At 65.7% G+C, this 23,718-nt stretch carries 26 protein-coding genes; 15 read left to right on the top strand and 11 right to left on the bottom strand.

The genetic code is table 11. The features are described 5' to 3' along the window. Window position 1: 1 nt before the first annotated feature. The 5 genes from C2I35_RS01730 to C2I35_RS01710 all read right to left on the bottom strand — a co-directional run bounded on the left by C2I35_RS01730 (window position 2) and on the right by C2I35_RS01710 (window position 5,277). Window positions 2-1,279 carry a LysM peptidoglycan-binding domain-containing protein gene (locus C2I35_RS01730; RefSeq protein ID WP_103761299.1) on the bottom strand — a complete coding sequence of 426 codons (1,278 nt, stop codon included), beginning with the start codon at window positions 1,277-1,279 and terminating at the stop codon, window positions 2-4. Window positions 1,280-1,365: 86 nt separating this feature from the next. Continuing rightward, window positions 1,366-2,052, bottom strand: a complete 687-nt coding sequence (locus C2I35_RS01725) for a DUF6639 family protein (RefSeq protein ID WP_103761298.1) — start codon at window positions 2,050-2,052, stop codon at window positions 1,366-1,368. 74 nt (window positions 2,053-2,126) lie between these two features. Beyond that, window positions 2,127-2,480, bottom strand: a complete 354-nt coding sequence (locus C2I35_RS01720) for a cupin domain-containing protein (RefSeq protein WP_103761297.1) — start codon at window positions 2,478-2,480, stop codon at window positions 2,127-2,129. A 3-nt stretch (window positions 2,481-2,483) separates the two neighbouring features. After that, entirely contained in the window at window positions 2,484-4,304 is a 1,821-nt protein-coding gene (gene typA / locus C2I35_RS01715) for a translational GTPase TypA (RefSeq protein WP_103761296.1), read from the bottom strand. 70 nt (window positions 4,305-4,374) lie between these two features. Beyond that, window positions 4,375-5,277 (bottom strand): GNAT family N-acetyltransferase, encoded by a 903-nt coding sequence (locus tag C2I35_RS01710; protein WP_103761295.1) that lies wholly within the window; start codon window positions 5,275-5,277, stop codon window positions 4,375-4,377. A gap of 46 nt (window positions 5,278-5,323) precedes the next feature. On the opposite strand from C2I35_RS01710, the gene C2I35_RS22045 reads away from it, so the two are divergent. After that, window positions 5,324-5,461 (top strand): hypothetical protein, encoded by a 138-nt coding sequence (locus C2I35_RS22045; protein WP_170067091.1) that lies wholly within the window; start codon window positions 5,324-5,326, stop codon window positions 5,459-5,461. 4 nt (window positions 5,462-5,465) lie between these two features. On the opposite strand, the gene C2I35_RS01705 is transcribed toward C2I35_RS22045, so the two are convergent. Continuing rightward, window positions 5,466-5,771: a hypothetical protein gene (locus tag C2I35_RS01705; RefSeq protein WP_146049945.1), complete on the bottom strand. Its 306-nt coding sequence runs from the start codon at window positions 5,769-5,771 to the stop codon at window positions 5,466-5,468. A 14-nt stretch (window positions 5,772-5,785) separates the two neighbouring features. Next, window positions 5,786-6,286: a single-stranded DNA-binding protein gene (locus C2I35_RS01700; RefSeq protein WP_103761293.1), complete on the bottom strand. Its 501-nt coding sequence runs from the start codon at window positions 6,284-6,286 to the stop codon at window positions 5,786-5,788. Between the two features lie 238 nt (window positions 6,287-6,524). Between C2I35_RS01700 and C2I35_RS01695 the strand changes: the two genes are divergently transcribed. Next, window positions 6,525-7,121 carry a lytic transglycosylase domain-containing protein gene (locus C2I35_RS01695; RefSeq protein ID WP_103761292.1) on the top strand — a complete coding sequence of 199 codons (597 nt, stop codon included), beginning with the start codon at window positions 6,525-6,527 and terminating at the stop codon, window positions 7,119-7,121. A 15-nt stretch (window positions 7,122-7,136) separates the two neighbouring features. On the opposite strand, the gene C2I35_RS01690 is transcribed toward C2I35_RS01695, so the two are convergent. The 4 genes from C2I35_RS01690 to miaA form a co-directional block, all read right to left on the bottom strand. Continuing rightward, entirely contained in the window at window positions 7,137-7,532 is a 396-nt protein-coding gene (locus tag C2I35_RS01690) for a (R)-mandelonitrile lyase (protein WP_103761291.1), read from the bottom strand. 44 nt (window positions 7,533-7,576) lie between these two features. Beyond that, window positions 7,577-9,244 carry an ABC transporter substrate-binding protein gene (locus tag C2I35_RS01685; RefSeq protein ID WP_245890363.1) on the bottom strand — a complete coding sequence of 556 codons (1,668 nt, stop codon included), beginning with the start codon at window positions 9,242-9,244 and terminating at the stop codon, window positions 7,577-7,579. A gap of 117 nt (window positions 9,245-9,361) precedes the next feature. Continuing rightward, a complete protein-coding gene (locus C2I35_RS01680; RefSeq protein ID WP_103761290.1) occupies window positions 9,362-10,159 on the bottom strand; it encodes a helix-turn-helix domain-containing protein in 798 nt (265 codons plus the stop codon). Between the two features lie 108 nt (window positions 10,160-10,267). Then, window positions 10,268-11,161 (bottom strand): tRNA (adenosine(37)-N6)-dimethylallyltransferase MiaA, encoded by an 894-nt coding sequence (miaA, locus tag C2I35_RS01675; RefSeq protein ID WP_103761289.1) that lies wholly within the window; start codon window positions 11,159-11,161, stop codon window positions 10,268-10,270. Window positions 11,162-11,337: 176 nt separating this feature from the next. On the opposite strand from miaA, the gene pyrH reads away from it, so the two are divergent. The 13 genes from pyrH (at window position 11,338) to lpxB (ending at window position 23,688) form a co-directional block, all read left to right on the top strand. Beyond that, window positions 11,338-12,069, top strand: coding sequence for a UMP kinase (gene pyrH, locus C2I35_RS01670; protein ID WP_103761288.1), 732 nt, complete (start codon window positions 11,338-11,340; stop codon window positions 12,067-12,069). 122 nt (window positions 12,070-12,191) lie between these two features. Then, window positions 12,192-12,755 carry a ribosome recycling factor gene (frr, locus tag C2I35_RS01665; RefSeq protein ID WP_103761287.1) on the top strand — a complete coding sequence of 188 codons (564 nt, stop codon included), beginning with the start codon at window positions 12,192-12,194 and terminating at the stop codon, window positions 12,753-12,755. A 2-nt stretch (window positions 12,756-12,757) separates the two neighbouring features. Next, a complete protein-coding gene (locus tag C2I35_RS01660; RefSeq protein ID WP_211286093.1) occupies window positions 12,758-13,498 on the top strand; it encodes an undecaprenyl pyrophosphate synthase in 741 nt (246 codons plus the stop codon). Continuing rightward, the gene (locus C2I35_RS01655) at window positions 13,495-14,280 is read left to right on the top strand and encodes a phosphatidate cytidylyltransferase (protein WP_103761286.1); all 786 of its coding nucleotides are present in this window, start codon (window positions 13,495-13,497) and stop codon (window positions 14,278-14,280) included. Before C2I35_RS01660 ends, C2I35_RS01655 begins: the two co-directional genes overlap by 4 nt. Further along, window positions 14,277-15,449, top strand: a complete 1,173-nt coding sequence (gene dxr / locus C2I35_RS01650; protein ID WP_103761285.1) for a 1-deoxy-D-xylulose-5-phosphate reductoisomerase — start codon at window positions 14,277-14,279, stop codon at window positions 15,447-15,449. The genes C2I35_RS01655 and dxr overlap by 4 nt, the downstream gene beginning before the upstream one ends. A 6-nt stretch (window positions 15,450-15,455) precedes the next feature. Then, a complete protein-coding gene (gene rseP, locus C2I35_RS01645) occupies window positions 15,456-16,817 on the top strand; it encodes an RIP metalloprotease RseP (RefSeq protein WP_103761284.1) in 1,362 nt (453 codons plus the stop codon). Between the two features lie 166 nt (window positions 16,818-16,983). After that, complete coding sequence (locus C2I35_RS22565) at window positions 16,984-17,109, top strand: hypothetical protein (protein ID WP_261391182.1); 126 nt, start codon at window positions 16,984-16,986, stop codon at window positions 17,107-17,109. 123 nt (window positions 17,110-17,232) lie between these two features. Then, the gene (gene bamA / locus C2I35_RS01640) at window positions 17,233-19,551 is read left to right on the top strand and encodes an outer membrane protein assembly factor BamA (RefSeq protein ID WP_103761283.1); all 2,319 of its coding nucleotides are present in this window, start codon (window positions 17,233-17,235) and stop codon (window positions 19,549-19,551) included. Window position 19,552: 1 nt separating this feature from the next. Further along, window positions 19,553-20,242, top strand: a complete 690-nt coding sequence (locus tag C2I35_RS01635) for an OmpH/Skp family outer membrane protein (RefSeq protein WP_245890362.1) — start codon at window positions 19,553-19,555, stop codon at window positions 20,240-20,242. A 105-nt stretch (window positions 20,243-20,347) separates the two neighbouring features. Continuing rightward, window positions 20,348-20,812, top strand: a complete 465-nt coding sequence (fabZ, locus tag C2I35_RS01630; RefSeq protein WP_103761282.1) for a 3-hydroxyacyl-ACP dehydratase FabZ — start codon at window positions 20,348-20,350, stop codon at window positions 20,810-20,812. A gap of 5 nt (window positions 20,813-20,817) precedes the next feature. Next, complete coding sequence (lpxA, locus tag C2I35_RS01625; protein ID WP_103761281.1) at window positions 20,818-21,612, top strand: acyl-ACP--UDP-N-acetylglucosamine O-acyltransferase; 795 nt, start codon at window positions 20,818-20,820, stop codon at window positions 21,610-21,612. A gap of 7 nt (window positions 21,613-21,619) precedes the next feature. After that, a complete protein-coding gene (locus C2I35_RS01620; RefSeq protein WP_103761280.1) occupies window positions 21,620-22,540 on the top strand; it encodes an LpxI family protein in 921 nt (306 codons plus the stop codon). Then, window positions 22,537-23,688, top strand: coding sequence for a lipid-A-disaccharide synthase (gene lpxB / locus C2I35_RS01615; protein WP_103761851.1), 1,152 nt, complete (start codon window positions 22,537-22,539; stop codon window positions 23,686-23,688). Before C2I35_RS01620 ends, lpxB begins: the two co-directional genes overlap by 4 nt. Window positions 23,689-23,718: the final 30 nt, after the last annotated feature.

Raw genomic sequence — 23,718 nt, 5'->3', positions numbered from 1 at the left:
CTTACACGCCGCAGCGCAGGAACACCGCGCCGTCGTCGCCGGAAATGTCGACGCCGCCCAAGGTTACATCCCGGTCGCCCGAGATGATGGCCATCCTGCCTTCGCCCCGGTTTTCCATCGGAAAGGCGCGATAGGGCTGGTCGAACACCGCCGCCGCCCCGTTGTCATTGAGCTTTACGCGCCCGGTACGCGGCGCGCCGTCGAGGCTGGTTTCGATGGTCAGACGGCCCTGCTGGCCGGTGATGTCAAAGTCGGGCCGGGCGCAATTGCCGGCCATGCGCACCCACGGGCCCTGCACGCCCTCGGCGTCCAGATTGGCGGTATCATCGGGCAGGTTGCCCGGCGCGCGGAATTCTTCGTAGCTGTCGACCGCGACGGTGCCGACGCCCTGTTGGCAGAACGACATCTCGGCGCGGGTGCCACGGAGCTCGGCATATTCACCGGGGGTGAATTCCATGTCGCCGGTCAGGGACCATACGTCGCCGTCGGGCGTGGTCAGCGTGGCGCATTCGACGCCCTGCCGGACGCGACCTTCGAGCGAGACTTGGTCGCCACCGCCGTCGCTGGTGTCTTGAGACACCACGTCGAAGGCGCGGGATTTGAGCGTCACGCCGCGGTCGGTATCCACGACGAAGATCAGGTTGTCGCCGGGCGAGGCCCAGTCGGGAAGTTCGACAGACGCGGAAACCTCGCCGTCCGCGGCGACCTGGGCCTGGTCCACGGCGCGCCATTCCGAGGCCATGCGACCGACGCCGATGGTCACGTAATCCGCGGGACGCAGGTTGCTTGCGGTCACGCGGACCTCACTTCCGGGCGGGCCGGCCAAGGGCTGCACACGCACCGAGGCCGAAGGCTCGGACGCGTCGGGAAGATCGAGCGCGTCCCCCACCGCCATGGCCAGCGGGTCGAGGTCGGGGTTCTCGTTCAGCAATTCCACGACGGAAATACCCAAGGTCTGCGCAATGGAGAAGGCGGTGTCGCCTTCGCGTATCTCGTAAGTTTCCCGGGCGGGCGCGGGCATGTTGCTTCCGCCGGTATTCGTATCTGACGCGGCAAGCGTGATTGATTCGCCCACCGGCAGGTCGCGCGGATCGAGGCCGGGGTTAATATCCATGATCAGGCTCAACGGCACACGGCAGCTTTGCGAGACACGGTAGAGCGTGTCACCGGGTTGCAGGCGGTAGGCGTCGCCGCAACGGCTTTGGGCGTCGGCGCTTGCGGTCAGGGCGAGACCGGCGGTCGCGGCGGCACTGGTGAGGGTCAGGGAACGGCGGAGCATCGGGCCTCCTTTCGGGGTTCGCGTTGATCCTTAGAGGAAAAACACGACGCCCAAGGACGATGTTCCATGCGTTTTGGGCGCCGGTGTCACTCGAAGCGTTCGCGGTCCAGCACGACCCGGCCTGACATGATCTCGCCGATATAGCCGCAGGGATCGGGGCGCTGTCGAAAATGCGCCCAGGCGCGGCCCAGGAAGGCGTCCGGCGCCATGAGGTAGATGAACGGGTTGATCGTGTCGCGGCCCAGCGGCGTGTCCATGTCGATCGCGGCCTCGAACCGGGCGATATCGGCGGCGGGCAGGGAGCGGACCTGCATCACGTGCGCCACGTATTCATGGGTCGCAAGGCAGCTGTCGAAGGGGCAGGGCACCGTGTCGAAGGCAGCATGAGCAAGCTCGTGAGCCAGAATGCTGTTGAAATACGCCTGCGTATCGACGAAGGCGAGGCTGTTGTCGGGGTCGCGGGCGGTTTCCATCGCGGCATGGGTCAGCAACTCGATTTCCTCTTCACCGCAATGATAAACGCCCATGCAGCCGGGTTGCAGCGCGTCGCGCTGGATGACCGTGACGCCATGGGTGAGCGGCACGTTGCAGGTGCGCAATGTCTGCAGGGCATCCGTGACGGCGGTGCATATGGGGGTCGCGTCCTCAGACGACTCCGCCTCGACGGTCACGAGGGTGCCGGGGCAGTCGAAGCTGTCGGCAAGACTGCCCGGTGCGCCGATGAGAAAGATCAGCGCAGATAGCAGGGCGGATCTCGGGTTCGACAGTACCATGTAGGGAGCTTAGCACAAACGGCCCGACTGGTCTTGATGCAGATCAGGGACCGCGGGCCGCGGCGCGCGCGGCGCTATTCGAGGTCGGTCTGGATCCATTCGAGGCTGAGATGAATGTCCGTCGACACCAGCCGCCCGGGGCCGAGATTGACGAATTTGTGCGGCACCTCTGCCGGGGCCAGCAGGACATCGCCCGCCTCGGCCTCGATCTTTTGATCGCCGATGGTATAGCGGGCGCGGCCTTCGCGGACGATAAAGACTTCGTCATACGGGTGCGTATGCAGGCGGGCGCCTTTGCCGGCTTCCTCGATCTCGACAAAGAGCACTGTGACGTCCGTACCGAGGCTCTTGCCCTCGAAATGACCCGCCCAAGCATCGGGGCTCTTGGCCCAGTCGGCGCGGGTTAGTTTGCGAGGGGTATCGGCCATGCGTTACGCGGTTTTGGCGGCGCGCTTGCGCTCGTGCGGGTCAAGGTGGCGCTTGCGCAGGCGCAGGGCGTTGGGCGTGACCTCGACCAGTTCGTCGTCGTCGATATAGGCGATAGCCTCTTCAAGCGACATCTGGACATGGGGCGTCAGGCGCACGGCCTCGTCGGTGCCCGACGCGCGGACGTTGGTCAGTTTCTTGCCCTTCAGCGGGTTCACTTCCAGATCGTTTTCGCGGCTGTGCTCGCCGATGATCATGCCCTGGTAGATCTTTTCCTGCGGACCGATGAACATGCGGCCGCGCTCTTCGAGATTCCAGAGCGCATAGGCCACGGCCTCGCCCGATTCCATCGAAATGAGCACACCGGCGCGGCGGCCCGGGATCGGGCCCTTGTGCGGCGCCCAGCCGTGGAAGACACGGTTCAGAACGCCGGTGCCGCGCGTGTCGGTCAGGAACTCGCCATGATAGCCGATGAGGCCGCGCGACGGGACCAGCGCGATGATGCGGGTCTTGCCGGCGCCGGCGGGTTTCATCTCGGTCATCTCGCCTTTGCGGGGGCCGGTCAGTTTTTCGATCACGGCACCGGAATGGTCGTCGTCGACGTCGATGGTGACTTCCTCGATCGGTTCCAGCTGTTCGCCGTTCTCGCCTTCGCGCATCAGGACGCGGGGGCGGGAAATGCTGAGCTCGAAGCCTTCGCGGCGCATGTTCTCGATCAGGACGCCCATCTGCAATTCGCCCCGGCCCGCGACGTCGAACGCCTCGCCGCCCGGCGTGTCGGTGACCTTGATAGCGACGTTGGTTTCCGCCTCTTTCATCAGGCGTTCGCGGATGACGCGGGATTGCACCTTCTTGCCGTCGCGGCCCGCCAGCGGGCTGTCGTTGATGCCGAAGGTGACAGAGATTGTGGGCGGATCGATGGGTTGTGCCGACAGCGGCTCGTCCACCGCCAGCGCGCAGATCGTGTCGGCCACGGTGGCCTTGGACATGCCCGCAAGGCTGACGATATCGCCCGCCGTCGCCTCGTCGATGTCCTGAAGTGTCAGGCCGCGGAAGGCCTGAATCTTGGCGACGCGGAACTGTTCGATCTTCTGGCCCACGCGGCTGAGCGCCTGAACGGTCGCGCCGACCTTGAGACGCCCCGATTCGACGCGCCCCGTCAGCAGGCGGCCCAGGAAGGGATCGGCGCCTAGGGTGACGGCCAGCATGCGGAAATCATCATCGGCGCGCTTGACCTGCTTGGGCGCCGGCACGTGATTGACGATCAGGTCGAATAGCGCGGTCAGGTCCTTGCGCGGGCCGTCCAGCTCGTGATCCGCCCAGCCGGAGCGGCCGGAGGCGTACATGTGCGGGAAATCCAGTTGGTCCTCGTCGGCGTCGAGGGCGGCGAAAAGGTCGAAGCATTCGTCCAGCGCGCGGTCGGGCTCGGCATCGGGCTTGTCGACCTTGTTGAGCACCACGATGGGGCGCAGGCCAAGGGCAAGCGCCTTGGAAGTCACGAACTTGGTCTGCGGCATCGGGCCTTCGGCGGCGTCGACCAGCAGGACCACGCCGTCGACCATGCTGAGGATGCGCTCGACCTCGCCGCCGAAATCGGCGTGGCCGGGAGTGTCGACGATGTTGATGCGGGTCTGCTTCCACTCCACGCTGGTGGCCTTGGCGAGGATGGTGATGCCGCGCTCGCGCTCCAGGTCGTTGCTGTCCATCGCGCGTTCGGCCACGGCCTGATTCTCGCGGAAGGCGCCCGACTGCTTCAGAAGCTCGTCCACGAGGGTGGTCTTGCCGTGGTCGACGTGGGCGATGATGGCGATGTTCCGCAGGTCCATTGGGGTATCCTTGGTGATTTGAGGCAGGCCCTAAGGGCTTTGCGCGCCGATTGCCAGAGGGAAAAAGGTGTTACGCGGCGATGCCCGCGCCGCGATGCGGCAAAAGCCGCAGTAGTGTTGCGCCGAGGGGGCGGGCGGTGGCTCCCGTGCCAAGCTTGAAGCGGGCGAGGCCGGGGGCGGCCTCGGTATCGACAGTACCGAGGTCGAGCCGGGTGACGCCACGCTGGTGCAGGTCGGTGATGGCCTGCCACATCAGCAGGGTATGGGCGTGGGTTCGGCGGGCGGCGGGAGCGGCCCAGCCGATGTGATAGGTGGCGGTGGCGCCGTGCAGAAGGAACAGCAGGTAGGCCAGCATCCCGGCGCGGTCATGGGCGGTGAAAAGCCGCGTGGCTTGGCGATGGGTGCCGGCATAAGCGCAGGTGAAGCCCGGAGGCAAGGCGCGGTAGCCGCGGGCGCGTTGCTGGCGCTGGTCGAGGATCAGCAGGTCGGCGTCGCGGTCTGGATCGAACGGGCGGTGATGCGTGCGCAGTTGTCCGGCCTTTGCCGCGCGCAGGCGGTTGCGCCATTTGCCGTGCAGGCCTGCGAAAAGAGCTTTCGGGCCGGGCGTGAGGTCCAGTTCGGCCACGTTGGCCGGCGTGAGCAGGGCGCGGTAGCCGTTGGACCGAAAGAGGCAGTCCATGGCGGGCGTGTCCGGCTGAACGATCGAAGGGCCGGGCAGGGGCATCAGGGCGCTCCCCGGATCGGTGCGGGGCGCAAGCACCGGGCCGCGCGGCAGCCATGTCACGCGCAAGGGGCCAAGGCGGCGGCGCAGCAGCTGCGCGGTGCCCGGCGTGTCAGCGCCGTCTTTCAGAGCCAACCACCCGACCTCGGCCCCGATGGCTTGCATCGCGGCGCCGTAGCGCGGGTGCTGGTGTAGCGCACAGGGAGCAGGCGGATCGGGGGCGGTGTCGCAAGGACTCCAGACATGGGACATGGCCCCATTAAGGCGATGATAACCTAAATCATGGTTAATGGCGCCTATGGCGAAGGCAAGGAAACCCGTCCGCGGTGTCACCGCGCCCAGCGTGCGCCCCACATTCTATGCCGCGTGGCTGGTGGCGGTGGCCCTGTCGGTGCCGGTCTTCGTGGTGCTGAGCGTGATCGACTTGATCTGGTAGCGCGTCAATCCCAGCGTACGTTGTTGCGGCGCATGTACCAAAGCGACAGCGGCGTTTCGATCAGCAGCGCGATGACGATGGTGAAGACCGCCCAGTTGGTCTCGAACAGCCAGAGCGAAAAGCGGGTTCCGGTGCCCCAGAAGAGCCAACCGTTGACCAAGAGCATCACGCCGGTGACGCCAAGATCATACAGACCCATGCGCGACACGTGGCGCGGACGCAGGGCCGGGTAGAGCATGAAATAGGCCACCGCCAGGCAGGTGACGACGGTGACCAAAGCCTGTCCCTCGGGTGACAGGGAAGACAGCACCGATCAGGCCCTGATCAGAACGGGATCTCGTCGTCGTAATCGCGCGAAGGCGAGGGTTGCGAGCGGCCCTGGTCGGACGGGCCTGATGATCCGCCGCCGTAGTCCTGATCATAGCCACCGCCGCTGCCGCCGCCATAGCCGCCGCCGCCACCGCCGCCGCCGTCGCGGCCGTCAAGCATGGTAAGCGTGCCGTTGAACCCTTGCAGCACCACTTCGGTCGAATAGCGGTCCTGGCCGGACTGGTCCTGCCATTTGCGGGTTTGCAATTGGCCCTCGATATAGACCTTGGAGCCCTTGCGCAGGTATTGCTCGGCAATGCGCACCAGACCTTCCTGAAAGATCGCGACGGAGTGCCACTCGGTCTTTTCGCGGCGTTCGCCGGTGTTGCGGTCCTTCCAGTTCTCGGAGGTGGCGATGCGCAGGTTGCACACCTTGCCGCCGTTCTGGAACGTGCGCACCTCGGGGTCGCGTCCCAGGTTGCCGATGAGAATGACTTTGTTGACGGAACCGGCCATGGCGCCCTCCTGCTGCTGTCTCTTGGTTAACGTTCACCTTACATCACCCCGGGGGGATGAAGAAAAGGCTAAAATCCGGGAAAATTCGCAGCACGGCGCGGCATGGCTGAATGTAGCCTCCAACTATGGCAATTTGAGTTGAGTTCGGTATAGTGTGGCCCGAGACGGTCAGGCCATTGCCCGGGGACGCGGGACACGGACCAGACCGGCAAGGGACAGTAAGGGGACGGTGTTCAGTATGCGTAAGCTGGCAATCGCGGTGACCTGCGTGTCACTGGCCTGGCCGATGGCGGCCACGGCGGATATTCTCTCGACCAAGGGCAAGAAACGGATCTTCAGTTCGCAGACGCGGGTGCTCGATACCCGCGCCAAGCAGCAATACAACGCCTCCGTAAAACTGCAGCCTCAGAAGGTGCACACGCCCAGCAAATGGGACGAGGCCGCGCCGGCGCTTGGGTACAATGGCAAGTACAAGGGCCAATACCTGAATGTCGCCAAGGATTCGGCGCGGCGGCATGGCATTCCGGAAAACCTGTTCCTGCGACTGGTGCAGCAGGAATCGGGCTGGAACCCGCGGGCCGTTTCGCACAAGGGCGCGATCGGGCTGGCGCAGTTGATGCCCGGTACGGCGAACTATCTGGGGGTCGATCCCAACGACCCGCGCCAGAACCTGGACGGCGGGGCGCGGTACCTGGCGGAACAGTATCGCACTTTCAAATCCTGGCGGCTGGCGCTGGCGGCGTACAATGCGGGGCCGAAGGCGGTGCAGAAATACAATGGCATTCCGCCTTACAAGGAAACCCGCAACTACGTGAAGATCATTTACGGGCAGTAGGCCGCGGCGCGCGTCTCAGCCGTCGTAATCTTCGTCCGAGACCTTTTCCATCCAGCGGACGGCGCTTCCGTCGATGCTTTCCTGAATGGCGATATGGCTCATGGCCGTGTCCGGCGATGCGCCGTGCCAGTGCTTTTCGTCCGCCGGAAACCACACCACGTCGCCTTGCCGGATCTCCTCGACCGGGCCGCCCTCGCGCCGAACGCGGCCCTTTCCGAAGGTGACGATCAATGTCTGGCCGGCGGGATGGGTATGCCACGCGGTGCGCGCGCCCGGCTCGAAGGTGACATGAAGGCCAACGGCGCGGCCCGGGGCCTCGGCTGTGAAAAGCGGGTCGAGCCGCACGGTGCCGGTGAAATACCCGGCGGGGCCGGGAGATGAGGGATTGGTGCCGGGGCGGGTGATTTTCATGCTGTGGCCTTTCGGTATGTCACGGCTGTCAGTCCGCGCCGCATTCAGCCGGTAAAGCCGATCTTGTGCAGATGGATCTCGTTCGAGGGGTGCTTTTCCGCCCCCACGACCCGTCCGTTGTGATGGTTGTAGAGCGTGCGCCAGTAGGGCTGGATGATCACACCTTCCTCGCGCAGGATGGATTGCAGCCTTTCCATCGTCTGTCGCCGCGTGTCGGTGTCGGTGATCGACAAGGCCCGGTCCAGGAGGCGGTCGAATTCTTCGTTGGCAAAGCCGGTCTCGTTCCACACGGCATTCGAGCGGTAGGCGAGGTCGAGCACTTGTACGCCCAAGGGGCGGTGATTCCACTGGGTGAGAGAGAACGGATAATCGCGCCAGTTCTGCCAGAAGGAGGCGCCGGGCTGGACCGTCCGGCGCACGGTCAGACCGGCGTCGCGCAGCTGCGCCGTGACCGCGTCGGCGGTGTTGCGCTGCCATTCGTCGTCGACGGTGATCAGCTCGTGCTCAAAGCCCAGCATGCCGATTTCCTCGAGGTCGGCGCGGGCCTGCGCGGCGTCGAAAGGCGCCGGGCCAAGATCGGCATGGGCGGGGTGGATCGGGCTGACATGGTCGTTGGCCGCGACCGTGCCATACCCGGAATAGCCAAGTTCGAGACAGGTCTCGTTGCGCACGGCCAGCGCCAGCGCCCGGCGCAGGGTGGCGTCGGCATAGGGGTAATCGCCGCCGAGCTCTGCCTTGGCATTGCCGCGGATGACGATGGTGGCGGTGCTTTCGGTCTCGGTCCGGCTCCAGCCGCTTGCGTCCAGCACCTCGATGAAATCGCCGACGGATTCGTAGAGCAGGTCGATCTCGTCGGCCTCGACCGCGTCGATCCAGTTGGACGGGTTGGTGCCGAGATCGACGAATTCCACACGGTCCAGGTAAGGCCCGCCCAGAACGTCGGTGCCCCACCAGTCGTGATCGGTGTTGCGCTCCAAAACGCAGCGCCGGCCGACGGACAATTCGACGGGCCGGAAGGGGCCGGTGCCGATGCCATGCTCGAACGGATCGCCGCCGTCGTAGCTGGCATGCATCACCGCCGCCGGATAGTCGGACAGGTTGGCCATCAGCGCGATGTCCGGGGTGGCGAGCGTGAGGACAAGGGCGGTGTCATCAATGACGCGCACCGCATCCTCGCGAATCTGGCCCGAGGCGGAATCGCAGAGGCTCTTGAGCCTTGAGGCCATGGAGTTGCCCTTGACCGAGGCGTCGCACCAGCGTTCGAGGTTGCGGGCCACGTCGCGGGCCGTGAAGGGATCGCCGTTGTTCCACGTCACGCCGCCGCGCACGTTCAGGCGATACTCGGTCGCGTCGGAATTCACGTCCCAGTTTTCCAGAAGCATCCCGCGAACGGTGCCGTCGCGGCCGTATTCCACGAGGTATTCCAGGAAACCGCGGGTCTGGTTGGCCATCTCGCTCCAGTCATAGGTGCGGGGATCGCGGAGCGCCTTCACGTTCTGCTGGATGCGCAGCGTGCCGCCGGGAACGATTTGGGCCGGGTCCTGGGCGCGTGTCGGGGCCGGCAGGCCGGCCATCGACAGGGCCAGCGGGGCCGAGAGGCCAAGACCGCAGGCGCGGGTCAGAAACTCGCGCCGGTTCATCGTGCCACGCCTCAACGCGCGGTTCAGAGCGGGCAGGGCGGGATGCGGCGGGACGTCGGAGCGAGAGGACATGGGCGCGGGCCTTGAAACAAGCTTTGTGAATAGAAATGAGGCGTCAGGTCTCAGTTTCCATCCCGGCCGCGCGGAAATCAACCGGGTGGCGCTGAAATACCTGTGACCAACGCGATATCAGGCCGCTTTGCGCGGCGCGGCGCGGCGCAGGTCCGAGGGCGACTTGCCGGTATGGCGATGGATGAAGCGCGAGAAATAGGCGGCGCTGCTGAAGCCCAGCTCGGCCGCGACCTGGTTGGCGGGGCGGTCGGTGGTTTCCAGCATGTCGCGGGCGGCATGCAGGACGCGGCCCGTCAGCATGGCCGAGGCCGTCAGGCCCGCCGTCGACTTGCACACCCGGCTGAGATGCGTGGGTGTCACGCCAAGGTGCCGGGCCAGGTCCTGCATCGAGGTGCCGGTGGTGTAGTCGCGCTCGATCAGCGCGGCATACGCCTCGACCAGCCGATCCGCCGCGGTCGCGTCGGCGATTTCCTCGGACTTGGCCATCATGGCGCGACGCAGCCAGACTGTCAGAAGCTGGGCATGGGCGGTCATCGCCTCGTCAATGAAGTCGCGGGCCTCGTTCTGTTCGCGCTGCATGGTTTCCAGCAGGGTGGTCAGGTCGGCCTGCGCCCGCGGGTCGCGGACGCGCAGCAGCACCGGCTCGTCCGGCATGAGGATGCCGGTCCGGGGCGGGATGCGGCAGGCGAGACCGAAGCTTTGCGAGCCGGGATCGAGGGCGAAAAGCGCGCCGGCGGGCAGAACGAGCGCGGTATGTACCGCCAGCCCGCGCCGCCGGCCGCCGATCAGGCAGCGCCCTTGTCCGCGGGTGATCCACAGGAACACGTGATGCGGGTCGCTGTGCGGCAGGCTGGCGCGCCATGCGCCCGGGCCGATCCACTGCGCGAGCGTCTGGAGTTGCGGATGGGATGTCACTGTCCGGGGCCTCGATTGTCGTGATTCTGCACGGATCGCGCAGGGTTTGCATCGAATTGAGGTCAGGAATGTCCGATTCTGTACAGGGCTGACAAGGTCAAATCCCGGTCAGAGCGTGGCGGCGGCGAGGGTTTGCCAGTTTTTCATGCGGGCGCGGAACCAGCTGCGTTGGCGCTTGGCATATTGCCTTGTGGCGATGATGGCGGCCTTGCGGGCCGCGTCGAGCGCCATCTCACCGTTGAGATGGGCGATGAGTTCGGGGGCGCCGATGGCCTTGGACGATTGATGCAACGCGGACCATGTGGCGAGGTTGTCGCGCGCCTCGTCCAGTGCGCCCGCCTCGAGCATCAGATCGAAGCGGTGTTCGATTCGCGGGGTGAGCCAGTCCTTGGGTGCGTCGATCAGCAGGCAGGTGGCGCTGTCGGGCGGCAGGAGCGGGGGCGGCGTGGCGTCCTGCCACTGGGCCAGCGGTTTGCCGGTGGCGCGCTGCACCTCCCACGCGCGTTGCACGCGCATCGGGTTGGCGGTGTCGATGCGCGCCCGGGTCTTGGGATCGAGATCGTCCAGCAGGCTTGTCAGGCCTTTGGCGGCAAGCAGCGCGTCGGCCTCGGCCCGGATCCCGGGTGGGGTGGCGGGAATCTCGGCCAGCCCTTCGGTCAGGGCCGAAAAGTAGAGCCCGGTGCCGCCGATGATGATCGGGCGGGGGCCATCGTTCAGCAAGGGTTGTAAATCCCGCAGCCAATGGCCCACGGAATAGGCGGCATCGCCCGGCACATGACCGTAGAGCGCGTGGGGCGCGCGGGCTTCCTCGTCCGGCGCGGGCCGGGCGGTCAGGATGCGCCAGTTGGCGAAGACCTGCAGCGCGTCGGCATTGATGATGCGCCCGCCATCGCGTTCCGCCAGCGCCAGCGCCAGGGCGGACTTGCCCGACGCGGTGGGTCCGGCGATGAGCACGGGCCGATCTGGGGGAATGCCGGGGGGAATGTCGGGCAGGGCGGTCATGGCCCCGGTTTAGGACGTTTCCGTGCCAGATTTAAGCGTCTTGCGCCGAAATTCGCGCTCCGGGTCCGGCGCGGGCCGGTTTGGCGATTGAACCCGGGGGCGTTTTCGCCCATTTTGCGCGCCAAGAAAGGACCCGCGCCGGGACCGTTCCAAGACCACGCCAAAGGAGCCGCCCCATGCCAGACGCCGACACCCCCGAGACCACGTTCAAGCGGGTCCTGCTGAAAATCTCCGGCGAGGCGCTGATGGGCGATGCGACTTATGGGCTGAATCCGCCGACGGTGGAGCGGATCGCACGCGAGGTGAAATCGGTCCACGACATGGGGGTCGAGATCTGCATGGTGATCGGCGGCGGCAACATCTTTCGTGGGTTGCAAGGCAGCGCACAGGGGATGGAGCGGACGACCGCCGACTACATGGGAATGCTCGCCACGGTGATGAACGCGCTGGCGATGCAGAGCGCGCTGGAAAAGCTGGGCGTCTTCTGCCGGGTGATCACGGCCATTCGCATGGACGAGGTGGCCGAGCCCTATATCCGCCGCCGCGCCGTGCGCCACCTTGAGAAAAAGCGGGTCTGCATTTTCGCCGCCGGAACTGGCAACCCCTATTTCACGACCGACACCGCGGCCACGCTGCGCGCCAACGAGATGGCCTGCGAGGCGATTTTCAAGGGCACGAAGGTGGACGGGGTCTATGACAAGGACCCGATGAAACACGACGACGCCACGCGGTTCGACGAGGTCAGCTATGACGAGGTGCTGGCCAAGCACCTCGGCGTGATGGACGCCAGCGCCATCGCGCTTGCGCGGGACAACAGCCTGCCGATCATCGTCTTTTCGCTCGATGAGCCCGGCGGCTTCCGGTCGATCCTTGACGGGACAGGCACGTATACCAAGGTGGGCGGCTAGGACATTCTGCGCGAAATCCACACGAAACCTGGGGCTTTCATACGGGACTGAGGCCTATACAATCGACGCGACTTGCCGGTATAGAGGCGAGACCATCGTTCGGCAGAACCAAGGGATTTAAGATGAGCGACGACTTCGAACTGGACACCAAGGACCTGGAGCGCCGGATGGAGGGCGCGATGAGCAGCCTGCGCACGGAATTCGCCTCGCTCAGGACGGGCCGGGCCTCGGCCTCGATGCTGGAGCCGGTGATGGTGGACGCCTATGGCGCGATGACACCGATCAACCAGGTGGGTACGGTCAATGTGCCCGAGCCGCGCATGGTGACGGTCAATGTCTGGGACAAGGGCCTTGTGAACAAGGTGGAAAAGGCCATCCGCGAAAGCGGGCTGGGCATCAACCCGCAGATGAACGGCACCATCATCATGCTGCCCATCCCCGAGCTGAACGAGGAGCGCCGCAAGGAGCTTACCAAGGTCGCCGCGCAATACTCCGAGAACGCGCGCGTGGCCATTCGCAACGTGCGCCGCGACGGGATGGACCAGATCAAGAAGGCCAAGGCCGACGGCATGTCCGAGGACGACCAGAAATTCTGGGAAGAGGAAGTCCAGGAGTTGACCAACCAGCACATCAAGGCCGTGGACGAGGCGCTGGAGGCCAAGCAGGCCGAAATCATGCAGGTCTGAAAATGGCTGAGGCGCGCGACATGCAGGAGAAATCCGCCGGCCGGGGTCCGCGCCATGTGGCGATCATCATGGACGGCAATGGCCGCTGGGCGCAAAAGCGCGGGCGGCCGCGCCTGTTCGGGCACCATGCCGGGGCGCGCCGGGTGAAGGAGATCGTGACCGCCTGTCCCGACTTCGGGGTGGAGTACGTCACGATCTTCGCCTTTTCGACCGAGAACTGGAAACGCACGCAGACCGAAGTGGCGGGGCTGATGAGCCTGTTTCGCCGCTATATAATGAAGGAAATGCAGGAGTTCGTGCGCGAGAACGTGCGCGTGCGCTTCATCGGCGACCGGCCGCGGCTGGACGCGAAGCTTCGCCAGCTGATGGACGATGCCGAGGCGATGACCCAGGCCTGCACCGGCACGAACCTGACGATCGCGCTGAACTATGGTGGGCGCGACGAGGTGAGCCGTGCCACCCAACGCCTGGCCCGCGACGTGGCCGAAGGGCGCTTGAGCCCCGAGGACGTCAACGAGGAAACCCTGCCCAAGTATCTCGATACCTGTGTGCTGCCCGATCCCGACCTGGTGATCCGCACCTCGGGCGAGGCGCGGATCTCGAACTTTCTGCTGTGGCAGTCGGCCTATGCGGAATACGAGTTCATCGACACGCTCTGGCCGGATTTCACGCCGGACATCTTCGGCGAACTGCTGCGCGGCTATGGCGGGCGTGACCGGCGTTTCGGGGCCGTGACCGCATGAGCGCAGGCGGCGCGAAGTGGTCCGACCTGCGCCGCCGGGCGCTGTCGGGCGTGCTGATGCTGGTGCTGGGGGCGTTCGGCGTCTACCAGGGCGGGCTGTTTTTCGTGGTGATGGTCTGTGCCATCTGCGGCGCCATGGTGTGGGAAACCGCACGCATGTTCGCCACCCGCCAGGCCGTGGGTCTTGGCATCGCCGCAGGTGTGGTGATGCTGGCGCTGAATTTCCTGCCCGGAACCTTCGCGCTGCCGCTGATGCTGGGGCTGGCGCTGGTGGCGGCCAGCCAGACCGCCGAGGACGGGCCGCTGGCCTTTGTCGTGATCGCCTGGGTGCTGCTGGCCTGTTTCGCGCTGCTCTGGGTGCGGGCGGGGCATGAAACGCTGTGGATTCTCTGGCTGATCCTCGTGGTGATCGCATCGGACGTGGCGGGGTACTTTGCCGGGCGGATGCTGGGCGGGCCGAAGTTCTGGCCGCGCTTCAGCCCCAAGAAAACCTGGTCGGGGACCATCGCGGGCTGGCTTCTGGCCGGGATCGTGGGGCTGTTCTTCCTGCGGCCTCTGGGCATGGGGCCGGAACTGATACCGATGTCGATGCTGGCGGGCTTTGCCGGGCAGATGGGCGACATCGCCGAAAGCGCCGTGAAGCGCCGCAAGGGGATCAAGGACAGCTCCAGCCTCATTCCCGGGCATGGCGGTGTCTTTGACCGGTTCGACGCCATGCTGGGCGGCAGTGCCGCCGCGCTGCTGTTCTGGGCCGTGGGCCTGATGCCGGGGGCGGGCGGATGAAGCGGATCAGCATTCTGGGCGCGACCGGCTCGGTCGGGCAGAACACGCTGAGCCTGGTGCAGGGCAAGCGCGACCAGTTTCGCGTCGTGGCCCTGACCGGGGGGCGCAACATCGCGCAGCTGGCCCAGGACGCCATCGCCTGCGATGCCGAGGTTGCCGTCACTGCCCATGACAGCCTGCTGGAGGATCTGCGCGACGCCCTGCGTGGCACTGATATCGAGGCCGCCGCCGGCACCACAGCTTTGGAAGAGGCCGCCGCGCGCGACGCCGACTGGGTGATGTCGGCCATCGTCGGGTTTGCCGGGCTGGCACCGGGGCTGGCGGCGCTGCGCACCGGCGCAACCCTGGCCCTGGCGAACAAGGAATCGCTGGTCGCCGCCGGTCAGCTTCTGATGGGCACGGCGCGGCGGGCAGGGGCGCGCATCCTGCCCGTGGACAGCGAGCATTCCGGCATTTTCCAGGCGCTGGTGGGCGAGGACGCCGCCGCCGTGCAACGCATCATCATCACCGCCAGCGGTGGCGCGTTTCGCGACTGGCCGCTGGAGCAGCTGATCCACGCCACCCCCGCCGAGGCCGCGACCCATCCCAACTGGGACATGGGCCAGCGGATCACCATCGATAGCGCCTCGATGTTCAACAAAGCGATGGAGATGATCGAAACGCGCGAGTTCTTTGGCGTGCGGCCTGACCAGATCGAGGTGCTGATCCATCCCGAATCCCTGGTGCACGCGATGGTGCATTACGTGGACGGAGGGGTGATGGCCCATATGGGTCCGCACGACATGCGCCACGCCATAGGCTACGCGCTGAACTGGCCCCAGCGGCTCGACCTGCCGGTCGCCGCGCTGGACCTTGCCGGCACCGGCAGGCTGAGTTTCGAGACGCCGGACACCGAGCGGTTTCCGGCGCTGCGCCTGGCGCGCGAGGTGATGGAGGCGCGTGGCCTTATGGGGGCGGTCTTCAACGGTGCCAAGGAACGGGCGCTGGATCACTTCATCGCCGGAAAGATCGGCTTTATGCAGATGAACACGATCGTCGAAGAGGTGTTGGCGCGGCTTGCCGAGCATGACAAGATCGCCCAAAGGCCGATGACCCTTGATACAACAGCGCGCGCGGACCATCTGGCAAGGATGTATGTCGACAGCGTGGCGAAAGAGCAGGACGGATAAAAAACCTTGGACGGAATAAACTTTCTCCCGCAGTTCGGCGGCCTTGCGCTGACGCTTCTGGCCTTTTTCGCCGCCCTGTCGGTGATCGTGGCGATTCATGAATACGGCCATTACATCGTCGGGCGCTGGTGCGGGATCAAGGCGGATGTCTTCTCGTTGGGTTTCGGCCCGGTTCTGTTCAGCCGCGTGGACAAGCACGGCACACGCTGGCAGCTCGCGGCGCTGCCCTTTGGCGGCTACGTCAAGTTCATGGGCGACGCGAATGCCGCCAGCGGCACCAGTGACGGCAGCGTCGCCGAAATGCCGCCCGAGATGAAACGCAAGACCATGCTGGGCGCGCCGCTCTGGGCGCGGACGCTGACCGTGGCGGCGGGGCCGGTCTTCAACTTCATCCTGTCGATCCTTGTCTTCGGCGCCATCATGATGAGCCAGGGCAAGGTGACCGAACCTTACGTGATATCGGATTTGCGCCCGCTGCCGTTCGATGGTGTCACGCTTCAGCAGGGCGACGAATTGCTGGCGATCGAGGGGCGCGAGATCCCCACGATGATCAACATGGACCAAGCCGACGAGGACGCCTTCCGCGCCTTCATCGATGCTCTGCCGCAGGAACCTTTGCTGACCTACGAGGTGCGCCGCGATGGCGAGATCGTCGAGGCGATGGGCCCGCACCCGCAGCCGCCGTTGGTCACACAGCTGTCGCCGCGCTCGGCGGCCTTCGAGTCGGGGCTGAAGCAGGAAGACGTGATCGTCGGCCTCGACGGCGGGAATATCTATGCCTTCGATCAGCTCAAGGACGTGGTCGAGGGCTCGGACGGGGCGACGTTGGCTCTGGACGTGTGGCGCGACGGCGAGGTGATGGATTTCGACCTGACGCCGCGCCGGGTGGACGAGCCGCAGGAAGACGGCGGGTTCGAGACCAACTGGCGGATCGGCATCGTCGGCGGCTTGCCCTACGAGCTTCAGACCGGGCCGCGCGGATTCGGCGAATCCCTGTCGGGCGCCTTGGCTCAGACCTGGGCGGTCATCTCGGGCTCGATCTCGGGCCTGTATCACATGATCACGGGCGCGATCAGCAGCTGCAACATGTCCGGCCCCATCGGCATCGCGGAGGTGTCCGGCGCCATGGCCAGCCAGGGCGTGGACAGCTTCATCTGGTTCATCGCGGTCCTGTCGACGGCCGTTGGCCTGCTGAACCTGTTTCCCATCCCGGTACTGGATGGGGGGCACCTGGTGTTCTACGCCTACGAGGCCGTGGCGGGACGCCCGCCGAGCGACCGGGCGCTGCGGCTCATGATGACGGTGGGCCTGACGTTGGTTCTGGGGGTGATGCTGTTCGCCTTGTTCAACGACATTTTCTGTCCCTGAGCGGATTGTTTTGCGACGCCGCCCCGGGGGGGCGCGTCGCGGGGCAGGGCGCGGCGCGGGCCCGCCGCCATGGAATTACCACAATTCCTGCCCGACTATCGTCACAATGAAATCGAAAAGTTGCGGGTAGCGTCTGACCTAATACGAATCGAAAGCCCGGAATCAAATGCAACATGTTCTGAACGGATATCGCGGGATGACCCTGTTGGTGAACCTCAACTGGGACCGGATTCTCTATCTTGCCACCATCGCCGTCGCCCTTTGGGCTGGCGCCTTCGTCGGTTCGCTCTGAGGCGTGGCGCCCGGCCTGCGGCCAAGAGGACGCAATCTCTAAAAATCTCCCATACTCGTTTTGACAACCCCCAACGGAGACGGTAGTGCTTTTGCCCACTGGGATGGCTGATTGGGATCGCTTATGAAACTGTCGATCGGGTTGGGGACGAAGCGCTTTTCAGGGCTCTTTTCAACACACCGTTTTCTTTCGCTGCTTTTCGCGGTCGGCCTGCTGGCCGCCGCCTTGTCCGTCGCCACCGAGGCGCAGGCGCAAAGCTATCGCTTCACCAACGTGTCCATCGAGGGCAACCAGAGGATCGAGGGCGGTACGATACTCAGCCAGGCGGGCATCGCCCGTGGCGAGACGATCAGCGCCGGTCAGTTGAACGATGCCGCGCAGCGTATTCGCGCCAGCGGTCTTTTCGAGGACGTGCAGGTCATTCCGCAGGGCAACACGCTGGTGATCCGGGTTATCGAGTACCCGACGATCAACCGCATCGCCTTCGAGGGCAACCGGCGCATCAAGGACCCCGACCTGCAAAGCTTTATCGAAAGCGAACCGCGCCAGGTTTTCAGCCCCACCCGCGTTGAGCGCGACGTCGCGATCCTGACCGAAGCCTACGAAGAGAACGGGCGCGTATCGGCCCGCATTCAATCCAAGGTCATCCGGCGGAGCGACAACCGTATCGACCTTGTCTTCGAGATCTTCGAAGGCGGTGCGATCGAGGTGAACCGCGTCAGCTTTGTCGGCAACCGGGCCTATTCCGACCGCCGCCTGCGCCGCGTCGTGGACAGCAAGCAGGCGGGTATCCTGCGCGCCATCGTCGCGCGCGACACGTTCAATGCCGAGCGACTGGAATTCGACAAGCAGGTGCTGCGTGATTTCTACCTGTCCCGTGGCTATGTCGATTTCCGTGTCACCGGCACCAATGCCGAGCTTGCGCAGGAACGTGACGGCTATTTCGTGACCTTCAATGTGCAGGAAGGGCAGCAATTCCGCTTTGGGCAGATCACGACGACCAGCGAGATTCCCGAGGCCAATGCCGCCGATTACCAGAACGTGCTGCGGATCCGCTCGGGCGTGGTCTATTCGCCGACACTGGTCGAGAACTCGATCGCGCGGATGGAACGGCTGGCGATCCGCCGGGGCGTCGATTTCCTGCGGGTCGAGCCGGTCATCACCCGCAATGAACGGGACCTGACGCTGGATATCGAGTTCATGCTGGTGCGTGGTCCACGCGTCTTCGTCGAGCGGATCGACATCGAGGGCAATACGACCACGCTGGATCGGGTGATCCGCCGCCAGTTCACACCCGTCGAGGGCGACCCCTTCAACCCCCGCCAGATCCGCGAAGCCGCCGAGCGCATCCGCGCGCTGCGCTACTTCGAGGACGTGGAAGTCAACGCGCGCGAAGGGTCGGACCCCAGCCAGGTCGTGGTCGACGTGGATGTCGAGGAAACCACCACCGGCACGCTGTCCTTCGGTGGCAGCTATAGTTCGGACGGCGGTTTCGGCCTGACGCTGGGCTTTTCCGAGCGCAACTTCCTGGGCCGCGGCCAGCGGGTGACGGCGCAGATCTCGGCCTCGGCCGACACTGCCAACTACAACCTTGCCTTCGCTGAACCGGCCTTCCTGGGCCGGGACGTCGAATTCGCGATCCAGACCTCGCTGCTGGAAACCGATGGCAACAACGCGCTGTATGACACAGTCCAGGGCGTGCTTCAGCCCAGCCTGACCTTCCCGGTTGCCGAGAACAGCCGTCTGACACTCTACTACAAGGCCGGCTACCAGGAGATGGACGACTATGTCGGCGTCTCACCCACGCTGGCCGCGGAAGTCGCGCAAGGTGATTTTTTCACCAGCGGCGTCGGCGCGCGCGTCGTCTTCGACACGCGGCGCACGGGACTGAACCCCAATGCCGGCGTTCTGCTCGATGCGGGCGTAGAATATAACGGGGTTGGTGGCGACCTCGAGTTCATGAAGTACTCCATGCGCGTGGCCGCGCAAAGACTTGCCTTTAATGAAGAGATCACGCTGCGTGCCTCTCTCGAGGCGGGTGCGCTGGATTTCATGGGCGGTGATCGGTCCCGCGCCATCGACCGTTATACCGGTCAGGTCATGCGCGGCTTCGATTCCAACGGCATGGGCCCGATCCAGAATGGCGAACATCTGGGCGGCAACCTTTTTGCCGTGGCCAAGTTCGACGTGGAGTTTCCGCTGGGCACGCCCGAGGAATTCGGCCTGTCGGGCGGCGCGTTCTACGATGTCGGCGCGATCTGGAATGTCGATACGATCGGCGCGGCGCAATCCACCGGGTTCAATGCGCGCCACGTGGTTGGCCTGTCCCTGTTCTGGGAATCGCCGTTCGGTCCGCTGCGGCTGAACTTCTCCAAGGCGCTTCAGAAAGAGCCGGGCGACATCGAGCGCGAGTTCGATATCACGGTCCGCACGGAATTCTGACATGACACCGCTACGGGCCCTGCTGATGTCGGTGGCCCTGCTGGCGGCCCCGGGGTGGCTCGTCGGCGGCCCCGTGCCCGCGGCGGCGCAAAGCGTCGGCGTGGTGCAAAGCGATATCCTGGTGGTGGACCCCGAACGCCTGTTCGAGGAAACCCGCCTGGGTCAGGCGATCACCGCCCAGCTTCAGCAAGAGCGCGAAGACCTGATCGCCCTCAACCGCAAGCTGGAGGCCGAGCTCGAGGCCGAGGAGCTTGCCCTGACCGAGCAGCGCGACACCACCTCGCCCGAGGAATTCCGAGACCTTGCCGACGCCTTCGACGAACGGGTCCAGACGATTCGCGCCGACAGCCAGCGCCGTGTGCGCGAGCACGAGCGCAACCGCGAACGCGCGCCCCTTGATTTCATGCGCCGGGTCGAGCCGGTTCTGGTCGAACTGATGCGCGAGGCCGGGGCCGCGGTGGTGATGGATCGCCGCACTGTGCTGCTTCAGGCCGACGTGGTCGACATCACCAGCGCCGCGGTCCAGCGCATCGACGCCACGCTGGGCCCCGCCGCGCAGGACGCGGGCGACGCCGGCACGGACGAGGGTGCATCCGACGCCCCGGATGCCACTCCCGACAGGGAACCTGAGCCCGGCAACGACCCAGACAGTGAGCGCGACAGCGACCCTGAAAACGCCCCCGCGGAATAGCCGTCCGGACCGCCGCCGCGCTTGCCCCGCTGACTCCAAGTTGCTAAGCGGGGACACCGCGGGCAGGTTCTGTTCACGGCCAAAGGCAGAAGGAAGAGACCCCTCATGACCACGTCCCTCGACAGCGCCGATATCGGACGCATCCAACGCCTGATCCCGCATCGCTATCCGTTCCTGCTGGTGGACAAGGTCGTGGACATGGACGGCTATCAATCCGCCCGCGGCATCAAGAACGTCACGATGAACGAGCCGCATTTCCAAGGGCATTTTCCCGCCAAGCCGATCATGCCCGGTGTCACGATCGTCGAAGCGATGGCCCAGACCGCCGCCGTCATGGTGGGCGCCGCGCTGGAAATGGAGGACCGCGAGCTGCTGGTCTATTTCATGGCGATCGAGGCCTGCAAGTTCCGCCGCATGGTGGTCCCCGGAGACGTGCTGGAGTTGAAGGTGAACACCACGCGCGGCAAGCCGGGCGGTAAGGTCTGGCGTTTCCACGGCGAGGCGACGGTCGCGGGCGAACTGGCCTGCGAGGCGGATTTCACCGCCATGATGGACATGCCGAAGGAGTAAGCCGCATGCCCGAGACGCGCATTCATCCAAGTGCGGTCATTGACGAGGGCGCCCAGATCGGCGCCGGGGTCGAGATCGGCCCGTTCTGCCATGTCGGCCCCGACGTCCGCCTGAGCGATGGCGTGGTTCTGAAATCCCACGTGGTTGTCACCGGCGACACGCAGGTGGGGGACGAGACGGTGATCTTTTCCTTCGCCTGTATCGGAGAGATCCCGCAGGACCTGAAATTCGCGGGCGAGAAGACGAAACTGGTGATCGGGCAGCGCAACCGCATCCGCGAGCATGTCACGATGAATTCCGGCACCGAGGGCGGCGGCGGCATCACCCGCGTGGGCGATGACGGGCTTTTCATGGCCGGCTGTCACGTCGCCCATGACGTGCAGGTGGGCAACCGGGTGATCATCGTCAACAACGCCGCCCTTGCCGGGCATTGCGTGGTCGAGGATGACGTGATCATCGGCGGCCTCTCTGGCGTGCACCAATGGGTGCGCATCGGGCAGGGCGCGATCATCGGCGCGGTCACCATGGTGACCAACGACGTCATTCCCTACGGCCTGGTCCAGGCGCCGCGCGGACATCTGGACGGTCTGAACCTCGTCGGGCTCAAGCGGCGCGGCGTGGCCCGCAAGGACATCACCGCGCTGCGCGCCGCGTTCCAGATGCTGGCGCAAGGCGAAGGCGCATTCCAGGACCGCGCCCGCCGACTGGGCGAGGAAACCGAGAGCGCATATGTTCGCCAGATCGTGGATTTCGTGCTGGCCGAAAGCGACCGGTCCTTCCTGACCCCGGGCGCGGGTTGAGGCGCCGATGACGCTGGCGCTGATCGCCGGGCAGGGTGGCCTGCCACCGCAGCTGGTGCGGGTTCTGCTGGCCCGTGGCGAGGTGCCGGTCGTCTGCGAGATCGAGCAGTTCCCCTCGGATGTGAAAGGCGAGGTGCCGCGGCTTGGCTTTCGGCTCGAAACGCTGGGAACCTTCATCGCCACCGCCAAGGAGATTGGCGTCACCCGGATCTGCATGGCCGGGGCCATGCGCCGCCCGCCGATCGACCCGTCTCAGATCGACGCCGCGACAATGCCGCTGGTGCCCAAGGTGCAGGCGGCGCTGAGCAATTCCGGCGATGACAGCACGCTGCGTATTTTCACCGAGATTTTCGAAGAGGCCGGCATCGAGGTTATCGGTGCGGCCGATATCGACCCCTCGCTGCTGCCGCCCGAGGGTTTGACCGGGACGTTGCCGGACGGCGTGGAGCAAGATATTGCCGTGGCAGAGGCGGCGCTGGCCGAATTGGCCGCGGCCGATGCCGGGCAGGCCGTGGTGGTGCGCGGTGGCAAGGTGATCGCCCGCGAGGACGCCCGCGGAACCGATGCCATGCTGAGCGATCTTTGTCCCGAAACCCCGGACCACGGCGTCTCGCATGATCCGTTCGAGATGATGGGCGACATGCTCGACAGCGTTGCCGACTGGCTGAGCGGCCCGGTGGCCGAGGCGCGCGCGGCGGAGGACACCAGCGATGGCGGCCTCCTCTACAAGGCGCCGAAGCCGGGGCAGGAATTGCGCGTGGACATGCCGCTCATTGGCCTTGGCACCGTGATGCGTGCCGCCGAGGCCGGGCTGGCGGGCATCGTGATCGAGGCAGGCGGCGTGATGCTGCTCGACCCCGAGGGCGTGGCCGAAGTGCTGCGCGCGCAAGGCATGTTCCTGTGGGTGCGGCCACGGGGCGGGGCATGAAGGTCTTCGTCATCGCCGGCGAGGCATCGGGCGACCGGCTGGGGGCCGCGCTGATGGCGGGCCTGAAATCGCTGAGGCACGTGGAATTCGCAGGGGTGGGCGGCGACCAGATGCAGGCCGAGGGGTTCACGTCGCTCTTTCCCATGGAAGAGTTGAGCGTCATGGGGCTGGTCGAGATCCTGCCCAAGTATTTCCACCTCAAGCGCCGCATCCGTGAAACCGCCCAAGCCGCGATCGACTATGCGCCCGACGTGGTGATCAGCATCGACAGCCCGGATTTCTGCCTGCGCGTGGCGAAGATCATCAAGGACCGCAGCGACCTGCGCACCGTGCATTACGTCGCCCCCTCGGTCTGGGCGTGGCGGCCCAAGCGGGCCGACAAGATGGCAAAGGTCATCGACCAGGTCCTGGCGCTGCTGCCGTTCGAGCCGCCCTACCTGGAGGCCGCGGGCGTGGACTGCGATTTCGTCGGGCATCCGGTGGTAAATGATGAACCCGCGTCCGAAGCGGAAATCGCGGGGTTCCGCGCTGATCACGGCCTGGGCGACGCGCCGGTGCTGCTGGTGCTGCCCGGGTCGCGCGGCAGTGAAGTGGCGCGTCTCGGCCCGATTTTCGGAGAGGCGATCCGGCAGGTTTGCGCGGCGAAACCCGAGTTGCGACTGGTGATCCCGACCGTGGCGGCGCGCACCGAACAGGTCACGGAGCTTGTGGCCGACTGGCCCGGCGCCCCGGTTGTGGTCGTGCCGACAGGGCAAGTTCTGGCCGACAAGCGGCGCAAAGCCGCGGCCTTTGGCTGTGCTCAAGGTGCACTGGCGGCGTCGGGCACCGTGTCGTTGGAACTGGCCGCCGCCGACGCGCCGATGGTCATCGCCTATGACGCGGCGTGGCTGACTCGCGAGATCATCCGCCGGATGCTGATCATCGACACGCTCACGCTGGTCAACCTGGTGTCGGAAACCCGCGCCATCCCCGAGTTCAACGGCGAGCGGTGTCGCGCGGATCTCATCGCACCCGGCGTTCTGGACATGCTCGACAATCCGGGCCCGCAGCGCGACGCGATGCGCCTGACGATGGAACGGCTGGGCCGTGGCGGCGAGGATCCGGGCCTGCGTGCCGCCCGCGCGGTGCTGGACCGGATGCCCGGCTAACGGATCGCGCACCCGCGTCAATCGTCCATT

This window comes from Roseovarius confluentis (assembly GCF_002917925.1).
Lineage (GTDB): Bacteria > Pseudomonadota > Alphaproteobacteria > Rhodobacterales > Rhodobacteraceae > Roseovarius > Roseovarius confluentis.
The sequence above is the reverse complement of the archived record's forward strand: the minus strand, read 5'-3'. Positions and strand labels throughout refer to the sequence as shown.